At 65.4% G+C, this 14634-nt stretch carries 9 protein-coding genes and 1 pseudogene; 8 read left to right on the plus strand and 2 right to left on the minus strand.

From position 1 onward, the window contains the following. Positions 1 to 256 precede the first annotated feature (256 nt). From LPJ38_RS23425 to LPJ38_RS23455, 7 genes and pseudogenes are all read left to right on the plus strand, one after another. The gene (locus tag LPJ38_RS23425) at positions 257 to 1549 is read left to right on the plus strand and encodes an N-acetylmuramoyl-L-alanine amidase (protein ID WP_145631377.1); all 1293 of its coding nucleotides are present in this window, start codon (positions 257 to 259) and stop codon (positions 1547 to 1549) included. A gap of 314 nt (positions 1550 to 1863) precedes the next feature. Then, positions 1864 to 4365 (plus strand): penicillin-binding protein 1A, encoded by a 2502-nt coding sequence (locus tag LPJ38_RS23430; protein ID WP_145631374.1) that lies wholly within the window; start codon positions 1864 to 1866, stop codon positions 4363 to 4365. A 106-nt stretch (positions 4366 to 4471) separates the two neighbouring features. Continuing rightward, positions 4472 to 5603 (plus strand): peptide chain release factor 2 gene (gene prfB / locus LPJ38_RS23435; RefSeq protein WP_145631370.1). Its coding sequence is split into 2 segments (ribosomal slippage): positions 4472 to 4540 and positions 4542 to 5603, totalling 1131 coding nucleotides; the frame shifts between segments, so codons are not numbered across the junction. A gap of 2 nt (positions 5604 to 5605) precedes the next feature. Continuing rightward, positions 5606 to 6490 carry an NAD(P)-dependent oxidoreductase gene (locus LPJ38_RS23440; protein WP_145631368.1) on the plus strand — a complete coding sequence of 295 codons (885 nt, stop codon included), beginning with the start codon at positions 5606 to 5608 and terminating at the stop codon, positions 6488 to 6490. A gap of 10 nt (positions 6491 to 6500) precedes the next feature. Beyond that, positions 6501 to 6782: pseudogene (locus LPJ38_RS23445) on the plus strand (DMT family transporter); the annotation flags it as partial. A 28-nt stretch (positions 6783 to 6810) separates the two neighbouring features. Further along, positions 6811 to 7389, plus strand: a complete 579-nt coding sequence (locus LPJ38_RS23450; protein ID WP_231088382.1) for a DMT family transporter — start codon at positions 6811 to 6813, stop codon at positions 7387 to 7389. A gap of 73 nt (positions 7390 to 7462) precedes the next feature. After that, entirely contained in the window at positions 7463 to 8371 is a 909-nt protein-coding gene (locus LPJ38_RS23455) for a DMT family transporter (RefSeq protein WP_145631365.1), read from the plus strand. A gap of 42 nt (positions 8372 to 8413) precedes the next feature. On the opposite strand, the gene LPJ38_RS23460 is transcribed toward LPJ38_RS23455, so the two are convergent. Beyond that, a complete protein-coding gene (locus tag LPJ38_RS23460; protein ID WP_208750532.1) occupies positions 8414 to 9775 on the minus strand; it encodes a M23 family metallopeptidase in 1362 nt (453 codons plus the stop codon). A 110-nt stretch (positions 9776 to 9885) separates the two neighbouring features. Beyond that, positions 9886 to 10566 carry a peroxiredoxin gene (locus LPJ38_RS23465; RefSeq protein WP_145631359.1) on the minus strand — a complete coding sequence of 227 codons (681 nt, stop codon included), beginning with the start codon at positions 10564 to 10566 and terminating at the stop codon, positions 9886 to 9888. Positions 10567 to 10770: 204 nt separating this feature from the next. Here LPJ38_RS23465 and LPJ38_RS23470 point away from each other — a divergent pair, with 204 nt between their 5' ends. Next, positions 10771 to 14571 (plus strand): DUF3971 domain-containing protein, encoded by a 3801-nt coding sequence (locus tag LPJ38_RS23470; protein ID WP_167520433.1) that lies wholly within the window; start codon positions 10771 to 10773, stop codon positions 14569 to 14571. The last annotated feature ends 63 nt before the right edge of the window (positions 14572 to 14634 follow it).

Here is a 14634-nt window from a genome sequence, read left to right on the forward strand (position 1 = left end):
GCGCTGGTCTTGGAGAGGAACGGAAAACGCTGGAATTCCCAAACCTTGGGAGCTCCGGCGATGCACCGGAAGGCTGAATGCGACACAACCGGGAATATCGGCCGTCAGCAATCCGTACATACGAGGAATGAGCCAACCGTGCAAGGGAGCGTCGCACGGCGGTCACAGTCAGCGAGTTTCGCGCATCTGCCATTAAGGATCGTTTAACCCTGTAGTTCTATTGCGTTAAAAAGGGCCGCTCGGAGGCACGGAATCGGTGGCGAGCCGCACAAATCAAAGGGTCTTGCTGGGATGCGTGCTGCTGTGCGCTGCAGCATTGGCATGCGCCGACTCGTCCCGCCTGAGTGCGGCGGAAAGCCAGCCGCAACCCACTGTTGCGGCAGCGAATTTTCCAATCGCCTCGGCAGCCCGGCTGGCCGGCGACGGCAAGCAGACCCGCTTCATCCTCGACATCGATCAGGCCGTCACCTTCCGCGCGATCACGCTCGCCGACCCTTATCGCGTGGTCGTGGACGTGCCGCAGGTCAATTTTCAGCTGCCCACCGGGACGGGGAGCGCGGGGCGGGGCCTGGTCAAGGCCTTCCGCTACGGTCTGGTCATGCCCGGCGGCTCGCGAATCGTGTTTGACCTGACCGGGCCGGCCAAGATCGCCAAGTCCTACGTGGTCGAGGCTGCCAATGGCCAGCCGGCCCGGCTCGTGCTCGAGCTGGAAGAGGTCGACCGCACCGCCTTCGCGCCATCGCTCGCCGCCGAGAACCGTCCCGAGTTGCGGCCCGCGATCGCCGAGGCGCCTGCCACGGTTCCCTCTACCGCACCCCCTGACACCCCGCAGCAGAAGGCCGATGGCCGCCCGGTGGTTGTGATCGATCCCGGCCATGGCGGTATCGACAACGGCACGCAGTCGAGCGGCGAGAGCGAGAAGAACCTCGTGCTGGCCTTTGGCCTGGCGCTCCGCGACAGGCTGGAGAAGGGCGGCAAGTTCCGGGTGGTCATGACGCGGGATGACGACACCTTCATCCCTCTCAACGACCGCACCAAGATCGCGCGCAATCTCAAGGCCGCCTTGCTCGTCTCGATTCATGCCGATGCGCTGCCGCGGGCCGAGGGCGACGCGCAGGGCGCCACCATCTATACGCTCTCCGACAAGGCGTCGGATGCCGAGGCCCAGCGGCTGGCGGACGCCGAAAACCGGGCGGACGCGATCGCGGGCTTCAACCTCGCGGAGGAGCCGACCGACGTCGCCGACATCCTGATCGACCTCACGCAGCGGGAAACCCGCACCTTTTCAAACCGTTTCGCCCGCCTTTTGATGGGGGAAATGAAGGCGACGGTGCGGATGCACAAGCATCCCCTGAAATCGGCCGGCTTCCGGGTGCTGAAGGCGCCCGACGTGCCTTCGGTCCTGGTCGAGATCGGCTACGTCTCCAACAAGGCGGATCTCGAGCATCTGGTTTCCGAGGGGTGGCGGTCCCGCGCCGTCGGCTCGATGGCCCAGGCCATCGACGCGTTTCTGACCAAGCGGATGGCCACGGCTGGATCGTCAAATTGACGACCCGGGGATCGTCGATTTGACGATCCGGGACCGTCTAATTGGGCGTGGGCGCCCCGGGGATCTTCGAACTAAAAGGGTTTTTCCGTGCTGCCGCAAAAGCCCTAGTTTGGCCACAGCGGGCGCTCTATAAAAATGTCGCAGGGGCTTCCGGAATCGATCGAGAATCCCGCGCGGCAAACGTCTAAACTCCGGCCCTGATGTGATTGCGTAGGCTTGGGCGTTCACGACGAAGGTTGGCTCCCTTTGGGTGCCAAGGAGCCGATACTGGGCTGATACTGGGCTGATCCAGAGTTTGAACGGATAAACACATAATGCGCTTGCTGGTGCGGTTCATGGGCTTCCTGTTCGCCGCGGGAACAGTGGTGTTCCTTGTCGGTGTCGGGGCCGTGGCAGGCCTGATCTGGCATTTCTCCAAGGACTTGCCGGACTACTCTCAGCTTCAGGATTACGAGCCGCCGGTGATGACGCGCGTCCATGCGGTGGACGGATCGCTAGTCGGCGAATACGCCAAGGAGCGGCGGCTGTATCTGCCGATCCAGGCCGTGCCCAAGCTCGTGATCAACGCGTTTCTCGCGGCCGAGGACAAGAATTTCTACGAGCATGGCGGCATCGACTACACCGGCATGGCGCGCGCAGGTCTGGTCTACATCCAGAACTACGGCTCGAACCGGCGTCCGCAGGGCGCCTCGACCATTACCCAGCAGGTCGCCAAGAACTTCCTTCTGACCAACGAGGTCTCCTTCGCGCGCAAGATCAAGGAAGCCTTGCTGGCGATGCGCATCGAGAAGACCTACTCGAAGGACAAGATCCTCGAGCTGTATCTGAACGAGATCTATCTCGGCCTCGGCGCCTACGGCATTGCGGCGGCGTCGCTGGTCTATTTCGACAAGTCGGTGAACGAGCTGACGGTGGCGGAAGCGTCCTATCTGGCCGCCCTGCCGAAGATGCCCGCGACCCTGCATCCGGTGCGCAACCGCGACCGCGCCATCGAGCGCCGCAATTACGTGATCGATCGTCTGGTGGAGAACGGCTGGGTCAAGCAGGCCGATGCCGACAAGGCGCGCAAGGAGCCGCTCGCCGTCACCAGCCGGTCCAACGGCGCCCACACCTTCGCCGGCGAATATTTCGCCGAGGAAGTCCGCCGCGACATCTTCGAACGCTATGGCGAGAAGAAGCTGTATGAAGGCGGCCTGTCCGTCCGCACCACACTCGATCCGAAGATCCAGGTCATGGCGCGAAAGGCGATGGTGGCCGGCCTCGTGAATTATGACGAGCAGCAGGGCTATCGCGGCGCCATGAGCAAGCTCGACATTTCGGGCGATTGGGGCGTGAAGCTCGCCGAGATCAAGTCGCTCTCCGACATCTCGCCATGGCGCATGGCCGTGGTGCTGGAAACCAGTGATCAGTCGGCGCGCATCGGCTTCCAGCCGGGCCGCGAGCTCGGCGGCGCGGTGAGCAAGCAGCGCGAGACCGGCATCGTCACGGTCGACGGCGTGCGTTGGGCGCGGGCCCTGCAGGGCGGCACAAGGGGCAAGACGCCGACGGCGGTGTCGCAGGTGCTTCAGCCCGGCGATGTCATCTATGCCGACCCACTCTACAAGGACGGTCATCCCGTCGAAGGCCAGTACCGCCTCCGCCAGATCCCGGAAGTCTCCGGAGCGATGGTGGCGATGGATCCCTGGACCGGCCGCGTGCTCGCGATGGTCGGCGGTTTCTCCTTCGACCAGAGCCAGTTCAATCGCGCCACGCAGGCCTATCGGCAGCCGGGTTCGTCGTTCAAGCCGATCGTCTATTCGGCCGCGCTCGACAACGGCTATACGCCGTCGACCGTCGTGCTCGACGCGCCGATCGAAATCGACCAGGGCCAGGGCGCCGGCGTGTGGCGGCCTGAAAACTTCTCCTCGGGCAAGTTCCAGGGACCGGTGACACTGCGCAACGCGCTGCGGCAATCGCTGAATACCGTGACGGTGCGCCTGGCGCAGGACATCGGCATGCCGCTGATCGGCGAATATTCACGCCGGTTCGGCGTCTATGATGAGCTGCCGAATTATCTCTCCTACGCGCTCGGCGCCGGCGAGACGACGGCGATGCGCATGGTCACGGCCTATTCGATGCTCGCCAATGGCGGCCGCCGGGTGAAGCCGACCTTGATCGACCGCATCCAGGACCGCTACGGCCACACCATCTTCAAGCACGACCAGCGCGAATGCCGCGGCTGCGACGCCCCGGGCGGCTGGAAGAACCAGCCCGAGCCGCAGCTGATCGACCGCCGCGAGCAGGTGCTCGATCCCATGACTGCCTATCAGATCACCGAGCTGATGGAAGGCGTGGTGCAGTCCGGTACGGCCACGGTGATCAAGGAGGTCGGCAAGCCGGTCGCCGGCAAGACCGGCACCACTAACGAGGCCAAGGACGCCTGGTTCGTCGGCTTCTCCCCTGATATCGCGGTCGCGGTCTACATGGGCTATGACAAGCCGCGCCCGCTCGGAAAGGGCAATGCTGCGACCGGCGGCCATCTCGCTGCGCCGATCGTGCGTGACTTCCTCAAGCTCGCGCTCGCCGACAAGCCGGCGGTTCCGTTCAAAGTGCCGGCCGGCATCAAGCTCGTGCGCGTCGCCGCCAAGACCGGCATGCGTGCCGGCCCCGGCGAGACCGGCGGAACCATCCTCGAAGCCTTCAAGCCGGGCACGGCGCCGCCGGATAATTATTCGGTGATCGGCGTTGCCGACGCCGACGCACGCGGCGGAATGTCGGCGCAGCAGCAGCCGGATTCCGGCTTCCTCATGCGGCCGGGCACCGGCGGGCTGTGGTAATGGATAACGCCTGATACGGGGAGGGGGGGCCGGTTGCGCTTTCGAGCCGTCGCCGCTACATCCCATCTCGAATTGCACGCGGGATTCCGCGAGATCAGAGAACGACATGCGCGCCGAAATCGAACGGTTGGTAGAAGAGATCAAGCAGTCAGTCGGGCTGCTGAGGAGGCATCTTTGACGTCGAGAAATCGACGGCGCGCCTCGCTGAGCTGAACAAGCTCGCAGAAGATCCCAACCTCTGGAACGATCCCCAGAAAGCCCAGAAGCTGATGCAGGAGCGCACCTCGCTCGAGGATTCGCTGTCGGGCATCGGCAAGGTCGAGCAGGAGCTCGAAGACGACATTGGCATGATCGAGCTCGGCGAGGCCGAGGGCGATGAAGGTGTCGTCGCCGAGGCCGAAGTCGCGCTGAAGAACCTCAAGAAAGAGGTGGCGCGGCGCGAGCTCGAGGCGCTGCTGTCGGGCGAGGCCGATCGCTTCGATTCCTATCTCGAAGTCCATGCCGGCGCCGGCGGCACCGAGAGCCAGGACTGGGCGCAGATGCTGCTGCGCATGTACACGCGCTGGGCCGAGACGCATGGTTTCAAGGTCGAGTACCTCGAAGAGTCCGAGGGCGAAGAAGCCGGCATCAAGTCGGCGACGATCCAGGTCTCCGGCCATAACGCCTATGGCTGGCTGAAGACCGAAGCCGGCGTGCATCGCCTCGTGCGCATCTCGCCGTTCGATTCCAACGCGCGGCGGCACACCTCGTTCTCGAGCGTGCAGGTGTTCCCCGTCATCGACGACAGCATCAAGATCGATATCAAGGAATCCGACGTCCGCGTCGACACCATGCGCTCGGGCGGCGCCGGCGGTCAGCACGTCAACAAGACCGAATCCGCTGTGCGCCTGACGCACATTCCGACCGGCGTTGCCGTGGTCTGCCAGGCCGGCCGCTCCCAGCACAAGAACCGGGCGCAGGCCTGGGACATGTTGCGTGCGCGGCTCTACGAGATCGAGCTGAAGAAGCGCGAGGAGAAGGCGGCCGCCGACCAGGCCGCCAAGACCGATATCGGCTGGGGTCACCAAATCCGCTCCTACGTTCTCCAACCCTATCAGATGGTGAAGGATCTGCGCACTGGCGTGCAGACCTCCGACACCTCGGGCGTGCTCGGCGGCGATCTCGACGAGTTCATGGCCGCGACGCTGGCGCAGCGCGCCTTCGGCACCACGACCGGCGATATCGAGGACGTGGACTGATCATGCCGCGCATCGCCTTCATCGGGCTTGGGCGGATGGGCCACGGGATGGCCGGCCGCTACCTCGATGCCGGCTTCACGGTGACGGTCTGGAATCGTAGCAAGGCCAAGGCGGAAGATCTGATCGCACGCGGCGCGCTTTGGACGACCTCGCCGGAGGATGCCGCGATCGATGCCGACGCGGTCGTGACCATGGTTGCCGACGACGAGGCCTCGCGCGCGGTATGGCTCGGGCCGACCGGCGCGGCCAAGACCGCCAAGGCTGGCACCATCGCGATCGAATGCTCCACCGTCTCCTATGACCACGCCCGCGAGATGGGCCGCGAGCTCAATGCGCGCGGGCTGATCTACATCGACTGCCCCGTGACCGGATTGCCTGACGCGGCAGCGGCCGGGAAGTTGACGCTGCTTGCCGGCGCCGATGCCGCTGATCTCGAACGCGCGCGGCCTTTTCTCGAACCGATCGGCTCGACCATCCGCCATTTCGGCCCGGTCGGCGCCGGCACCGTCTACAAGCTCATCAACAATCTCCTGGGTGCGATCCAGATCGCGGGCCTTGCCGAGGGCCTCGCGATCGCCGAGCAGGCCGGGCTCGATATGAAGCTGGTGCTGGAGTCGATCCAGGCGGGCGTGGCCGCGAGTCCGCAAGTAGCGCGCCACTCCAAGCGCATGGTCGCGCGCGATTTCAGCGGCGCGACCTTCACGGCGGCGCTCCGGCACAAGGATGCCGCCTATGCGGTGAGGCTTGCCGAGAGCCTGCTCGCCGACAAGCCGCTGGTCGCGCGCGCAGCGGTCGAGGCCTACGCTCAGGCGAAGGCGGCGATGCCTGACGAGGACGAGGGCAGGATGATCGAGCTGGTGTCGCAGCCGAAGAAGCCGTCCTTGTAGGCGCATTGACATGGGGCAGCCTCGTTCGGAACGCGGTCTCGGCATTGCCCTCGTCGTCGCTGCCGCGATTGCCTGGAGCACCGCGCCGTTCTTCACCCGGCTACTGCCGTTCGATCCCTGGACCATCCTGTTCTGGCGCGGACTGTTCGCCGGCAGCCTGATCACCCTCATTCTTGTCGTGATGCAGGGCCGTGCCGCATTGTGGCAAGTGGTCATGCCGAGCCGCGACGGCTTACTGGTCGCATCCTTGTCCGCGGTGGGAATGGTTACGTTCATTCCGGCGCTGCAGATGACGAGCGTGATGAACGTGGCGGTGCTGATTGCGGCGCAGCCCTTCGTCGCGGCCGCCCTGGTGGCTGTGGCTCGGCGAGGCTGCGACGTGGCGCACGCTGGTTGCGAGCCTCATCGCCTTTGCCGGTGTGGTCATCACCGTTGGCGGTGTGGCCGCCGGTGCCGATCTCGGCGGTGTGGCGCTGAGCTGCGTGATGGTGCTCGCCATCTCCTCCATGACGGTCGTGGTCCGGCGCCACCGGCAGACCTCGATGGTCGCGGCGGCGGCATTGTCAAATTTCATAGGAAGCCTCGTCAGTCTTCCGTTCGCTCACGACATCGCTCAAGTCGGTGGCAACGGCCTTGTGATCCTTGCCATGTTCGGCTGCCTCCAAGTTGCGCTCGGCCTGACGTTCTACATGCTCGGCTCGCGTCTGCTGCCGTCGGGGCAGGCGTCCCTGATCGCGACGCTGGAAACGCCGTTGATGCCGTTCTGGGTCTGGGTTGCGTTTCGGGAGGTGCCCGCCGTCCACGCGCTCATCGGCGGCGCATTGGTGATCGGGGCTGTTGTTGCCGATATCATCGGCGACGCGCGAAAACGCGAGGGGACCGAGCCCGCGTCGTCCTGACATGCCGCGCTCTCGGAAATCGGGTGGCAGGGTGCTCAGCACCATCCTAAACGATGGGTCGAGGTGAGACGCCATGGCCCCGAACGACAACCGGATCGATGCGCGCGACTGGTCGCTGCTCGCGGTGCTCTCGATCCTCTGGGGCGGCTCGTTCTTTTTCAATGGTGCAGCTCTGCGGGAATTGCCGCCGCTGACGCTGGTGTTCCTGCGCGTCGCGCTGGGCGCGGCCATTCTCGTGCCGTTGCTTCGCTTGCAGAGGATCGGCTTTCCCAAGGGCATGGCAGGTTGGACGCCGTTCGTCGCGATCGGTCTGCTTAACAACGTCATCCCGTTCTCGCTCATCGCGATCGGCCAGACGTTCATTCCGAGCGGGCTGGCGTCGATCCTGAACGCGACCACGCCAATGTTCACGGTGGTGGTGATGATCGCAGCGGGTGAGGAGCCCGTACAGGTCCGCCGCATGGCCGGGGTGGCGCTGGGCCTTGCCGGCGTGATCCTTCTGCGCGGATGGGGTTTCGAGACGAGGCCCGGGCAGGGGCTCGGCATCCTGCTCTGCCTTGGCGGCGCATTGAGCTATGGCTTTGCTGCGTTGGCGGCGCGGCGGTTGAAGGACGCCGCGCCGCTGGGCACGGCGACGTTTCAATTGATGGTGTCGTCCGTGGTCATGGTGGCCGTCGCCGGCGTGGTGGAGCAGCCATGGCGGCTATCGATGCCAGGCCCTGAGACCTGGCTCGCCGTGCTTGGCCTCGCCGCGCTCTCGACCGCGCTCGCCTACATCGTTTTCTTTCAGATCGTGCGGCGCTCGGGCGCGAGCAATGTCATGCTGGTGACGCTGCTCATTCCCGTCACTGCCATCCTTCTGGGATGGCTGGTGTTGGGCGAACCGATCTCCATGCGTGAGATCGTGGGCGCGATCGTCATCGGCAGCGCGCTATTGGTGATCGATGGGCGCCTTCTGAATCCGCTGCGACGCGGCACGTAAATTCGAGCCCGCGCGTTTTTCGCTGGCGGAGTTGCGCTGGCGCTAGCCCGCGCTGAGCCGCACGCCGGCGCGCAGGAATTTCTGCGGATCGACGGCTTCGCCCTCGATGCGGGTCTCGTAGTGCAGATGCGGGCCCGTGGAGCGGCCGGTCGAACCGACAAGACCGATCACCTGGCCGATCTTCACGACCTCGCCGACTTTGACGTTGATCTCGGAGAGATGGCCATAGCGGGTCGAAAGCCCGTTGCCGTGATCGACCTCGACCAAGCGGCCGTAGCCGCCGGACCAGCCGGCCGAGACCACCTTGCCGTAGGCCGTGACGCGGACGGGATCGCCGGTGGCGGCGCGGAAGTCGAGCCCGGTATGCATCGCGGGCCTGCCGAGGAAGGGATCGCTGCGCACGCCGAAGCCGGAGGTGAACTCGACCTCGCCGATGACGGGCTTGCGATAGGGCACCAGCGCCAGCGTGCGATTGAGACGGTCGAGCTCGGCGCGGGTGACGTTGATGCGGTTGAGCTGCTTCTCGAAGGGGCCGGCATTGGCCGTCAGCTTGACGGGAACGAACGGCCCGCCCATCGCGCTGCGCGGGACGGCGGATTCGAGATGGGCGAGGTTGAGGCCGAGATCGCTGACGACGCCGCGCATCCGGCGCATGCGCGAATCCATGCCTTCCTCGACCGCGTTGAGCGTCGCCATCTGGCGCCGCTCGACCTGGTCGAGCGAGGTCGTGAGCCGCACCAGGACATTGTCGAAGCCCTGGTTCTTGGCGAATTGGCTGGTCGGAGGCGCTGCGACGGTCGGCGCGCGCGATTCGAGCCGCGCTTCGCGGTCGGGGGGCGCCACGAAGATCACGGTGTCGCTGATGGGTGACGGCTTCGGCGTGCCCTGCGTCTGGTTGGCGTCGCTGCGCTGCTGTGCCGGGCGCGGGATCGAGCCGGTCACGTCAGGCATGGCGCCGAGCGCCGTCGCCCGGGACTCCAGCGCCGTCTGGCGCTTCATGATCTGATCGAGCTTCTGGTCGAACTGTTCCTGGTCGAGCAGCTGCCGGCTGGTGGCGCGGTCGACCCTGGCGCGCAGCTCGGCGATGCGGTCTTCATAGGCGTATTGCATCTCGGCCTGACGGGCGACCAGGCGGGTCAGGACGTCGTCGCGGAAGGCGAAATAGGTGGCGGTCGCGATCGACCACAGGCCGAGCAGCACGACCGTGCCGACCACGATCCAGAACACCACGGGCCCGAAGCGGACCTGCTTGCCGGCATGGACGATGGTGTAGGCGTCGTCCGTCGCAGGAAGGGGTATAGCGACTGCCGCCGCCGGAGCAGCTGCGCGGCGCTGGAAGGCCCGTCCGTGGTCGTGAGGATGATGTTGGGGGTACTGCGAATATTGGGCAGAACTTTTCGACATCGGCACTCCCGCGCCGGTCGGATGAGTCCGGACGGCCTAATTGCCGCGGCAATCTGGGCCGGTCATGGTTAATTTTCCGGAAACGGGAGCAGCCGAATTCGAGGGACTGGTTAAAGACTTCTTGCCGCTTCCAGCACCTCGTCGGCGTGACCATCGACCTTCACGTTGCGCCAGATCCTGGCAATCTTGCCATCGCCTCCAACCAGCACCGTGGTGCGAAGAATCCCGAGGAAGGTCTTGCCGTACATGGACTTTTCGCCCCAGGCGCCATAGGCTTCCAGCATCGCGTGGGTCTCGTCCGAGGCGAGGGGAATGCCGAGCTTGTGCTTGTCGCGGAATTTCTCCTGGGCCTTTAACGGATCGGCGGAGATGCCGAGCACGGCGGTGCCGGCGGAGGCGAAGGCGTCCGCCAGGCGGGTGAAGTCGATGGCTTCCCGGGTGCAGCCGGGCGTGTCGGCGCGGGGATAGAAGAACAGGACCAGCTTTCGTCCGGCATGGTCGGCCAGCGTGACCAATTCGCCGCCGTCACGGGACAGGCGGAAGGCGGGAGCCTTCTGGCCCTCCGTCAGGGTCGGCGCCGCCGCCGCAGGCGATTTGGAAGGATTTAACTGTTTCGATGCGGCCTTATGTGATGCTGCTTTTGCTATGGTCGCGGTTGATTTGCTTGCCGGCGTCCGCTGTGTTTTCGCGGACCGTGTTTGAGTCGCTGCCCGGGTTTTCCCGGCCTTCTTCTTAGCCGTCGGACTGCCGGAGGGCGTTTTGGACGATTTCTTTCGGGATTTCTTGGACATACGCCTTCCTTTCGTCGCTTTCGGCAGGTCAACCAAAGCGGTATTGCAGCTCTCGTCCGGTGTGACGGACTCGCGCCCTCGGCTGGGCAAGTCTGACGACGCCGGAGTATGGTTACAAGGAATTCCACGCACCACCCAACTGCTCGTTGAACGCGCTCCCGGGGCGAAATGACGAACAGCAGGAATATTCGAGGTATGGCGGCAATGCCGGCGCAGGGGGCTTCGCTCCCCATCGTCGGCTGCGGTCCCGGCGGCGCTCAATCCCACGATGGGCGCCTGTATCGAGAGGCAATGGCAAGGAATAAGTCGCCCCAGGATTACACGCGGGACTTCGATCGGCGCGGCGGTCAACCAGAGCCGCAGGAATGGGACAACGCCGATTGGGATCCGGATCAGGAGGAGGCGGCGGGCTATCGCGCGCGCCGGCTGCTGTCGCGTTCCAATTCGGGCTTCCATCGCTTCGGTGACGGGTTTCGGGCGCTGCACCGCTGGCTGGCCGCCGATCGCTGGCTGAAGCGCTTCACCATGGTGGTCGGGGCCGTGGTCGTCATCTTCGTCGGTTGTTTCGCTGCGCTGTGGTGGCGGCTCGGCGCCGGTCCCATCAATCTCGACATCGCAACGCCATGGCTGGCGGCCGCCATCGAGGACAATATTGGCCATGGTAACACCGTGGAGATCGGCGGCACCCAGATCGAGCGGGCCGGGCGGATCCGTATCGCGGTCCGTATCCGCGACATCATCGTCCGCGACCGCGATCACGCCGTCGTCGCCAGTGCGCCGAAGGCTGAAGTGAAGCTGTCGGGCGCGGGTCTGCTGATGGGGCACCTGCGTGCCGAAAGCCTCAACCTCGTCGATGCCGAGCTTGCGATCCGCATCGCACCCGACGGCACCGTTACCGTCTCGGCCGGCGACACCGCAAAGCCGCTGGCAACGGGCGTGGCCTCCAAGAAAGAGGCCGGCCTGCCGCCGACATTCCCGCGCGCCGGCGTTCCGCCGCCGCCCTTCGTCACGCAGCAGCCCGCGAGCCCGGACGCGTCGCAGGCGGCGCCTCAGGCGACCGCGCAGAGCGGCATTCTTCAGGGCCTCGACTGGCTCGACAGCCTGAGCATGACCGGCCTCGATGGCCAGAATCTCAACGAGATCGGTCTGAAGAACGGCAATCTGATCGTCGACGATCAACAGCGCGGCAGCAAATGGTCGTTCGAGAACATCACGCTCAGCCTGCGCCGGCCGAGCCGTGGCGGCGTCGCGCTCAGCCTCGGCGAGGAGGGCGCGCGTCCCTGGATGCTGCGCGCCACGATCGGGCCGGCCGAGAACGGCGTGCGCTCGGTCGACATCAAGGCCGACAAGGTCTCGACCTCCAACCTCCTGCTGGCGCTGCGGGTCAAGGATCTCACCTATACCGCCGACCTGCCGCTGACGGGCGAGCTCAAGGGCGAGCTCGGCCGCGACGGCGTGCCGACCTTCTTCCGCGGCAAGATCGCGGTCGGTGCGGGCAACATCATCGATACCGACACGCCTGATTATCCGATGGCGATCGACCAGGCCGAGATCAACGTCGAGTGGGACGCCAACCGGCGCGTGCTGGTCGCACCCTTCAAGATCATCTCCGGCGCGAACCGGCTGACGCTGCTGGCACATCTCGAACCGCCGAACGGCAACATCAACGATTGGCAGCTCGGCTTCAGCGGCGGCTCGATCCTGCTCGGCGGCATCGACAACGAGCCGCCGCTCGTCTTCAACCGCATTGCGATCGGCTTCCGCTTCGACACCGACCACAAGCGCCTGCTGCTGACGCAGGCCGATATCAGCAATGGCGAGATCGGCGTCGCCGGGACCGGTGCCATCGACTATTCGGGCGAGCCGCGGCTGACGCTGGGCTTTGCGGGTACGCCGATGTCGGCCTCGGCGCTGAAGCGGATGTGGCCGACGCTGGTGGTGCCCGAACTGCGCGAATGGGTGATCGAGCGGATCGAACGCGGTACGCTTCAGCGCATCGAGATCGGCGTCAACTCGCCGACCAAGAACCTGCCGCGCAAGGGGCCGCCGATTCCCGACGACGGCCTGTCGGTCAACATCGTGGCGAGCGGCGTCGCGGTCCGGCCCGTGGACGGCATGCCTGTGGTGCACGATGCCGACCTGAAGGCGCGCGTGACCGGCCGCACCGCGACGGTGAACATCGCGCAAGGCATCGCCGATACACCCGCCGGGCGCAAGATCACGATCTCCGACTTCACCTTCGAGGTGCCCGACATGGCGCCGAAGCCGTCGCCGTCGCGGACGCGATTTCGCGTCGAGGGACCGGTGCCCGCGGCGGCCGAAATGCTCGCCAATGATCGGCTGAGCGACCTGTCGTCGACCGTCGTCGACCCCAACACCAGCAAGGGGACGTTCTCGGCGAACATCCAGCTCGCCATGCCGGTCAAGGGCGAGCTGACCAAGGCCGACACCGTCTATTCCGTCAGCGCCGACCTCAACGGTTTCTCAGCCGACAAGCTGGTGATGAACCAGAAGCTGGAGGCCAACAACCTCAAGATCGCCGCGAGCAATCAGGGCTATCAGGTCAAGGGCGACGTCAAGATCAACGGGCAGGCGGCCTCGCTCGACTATCGCAAGCCGGCCGAGGGCGATGCCGACGTCAGATTGCAGGCGACGCTGGACGACGCCAGCCGCGCGCGCCTCGGCTTCGATCTCAGCCCCGCCGTCAGCGGATCGCTGCCGATCAAGCTCTCTGGCAAGATCGCGAGCGGCGCGGAGCAGACGACCAAGCTCGGCGTCGAGGCCGACCTGACCTCGGTCAGGCTCGACAACATCCTGCCCGGATGGGTCAAGCTGCCGGGCCGGTCCGGCAAAGCCACCTTCAAGGTGGTGCCGACAGCGCAATCGACGCGCTTCGAGGATATCGTCGTCGAGGGCGGCGGCGCCTCGATCAAGGGCTCGCTGGAAATCGATGCGAACGGCGACCTGATGAATGCGAGTTTCCCGGTCTATTCACCGTCTGACGGCGACAAGACGTCGCTGAAGGTCGAGCGCGGCCAGGACGGCATGCTCAAAGGCACGATGCGCGGCGACGTCTTCGACGGGCGCGGCTTCCTGAAGTCGGCGATCTCAGGAAACTCCAAGGATGACAGGAACAAGATGAAGAACGTCGATTTCGACATCGACGTGAAGCTCGGCACCGTCATGGGCGCCAATGGCGAGGCGATGCGCAGCCTCGATGCCAAGATGTCGAAGCGCAACGGCGCGATCAAAGCCTTGACGCTGAGCGGAAAGATCGGCCGCGACACGCCGATTGCTGCCGATCTGCGCGGCGGCCGCGCGCAGGGCAACCGCGAAGTGATCTACCTCCAGACCAACGATGCCGGCGCGCTGCTGCGTTTCACCGACACCTACACCAAGGCGGTCGGCGGCCAGATGGTGGTGGCGATGGAGCCGCCGACTTCAGAACCGAACACGGCGCGCGAAGGCCTCATCAACGTGCGCGACTTCACGGTCAAGGGTGAGGCGCAGCTCGACCGCGTCGCCGCCGGCGCGCCCAACGGCACCGGCAACGGCGTCTCCTTCAGCGCGCTGCGGGCCGAGTTCACCCGGCAGAACGGCGCGCTCACGATCCGCGACGGCGTGGTCAAGGGCCCCATGATCGGTGCCACCATCGAAGGCTCGATCGACTATCCCGGCAACCAGGTCTGCATGAGCGGCACCTTCGTGCCGATGTATGGTGTCAACAACATCTTCGGTCAGATCCCGTTGTTCGGCATCTTTCTCGGCGGCGGCAACAATGAGGGATTGATCGGCGTGACCTACGAGGTCGTCGGGACGCCAGCTGCGCCCGTGATGCGCGTCAATCCGATCTCGGCGATGGCGCCGGGCCTGTTCCGCAAGATCTTCGAATTCAACACCGGCAAGCAGAATTCGCCCTGGGAGGAGTTCCCCTCGCAGTCGAACGACGGCTCCACCGGATCGACGCGCCAGCTCTCGAGCGGCTGTACGCTCGCACGGCGGTAGAGGCGACTTTCTTCTCACCGTCGTCATGGCCGGGCTTGTCCGGCCATCCACGAGTGGGCCCGT

Origin of the sequence: Bradyrhizobium daqingense, assembly GCF_021044685.1 — a bacterium.
Taxonomy (GTDB): domain Bacteria; phylum Pseudomonadota; class Alphaproteobacteria; order Rhizobiales; family Xanthobacteraceae; genus Bradyrhizobium; species Bradyrhizobium daqingense.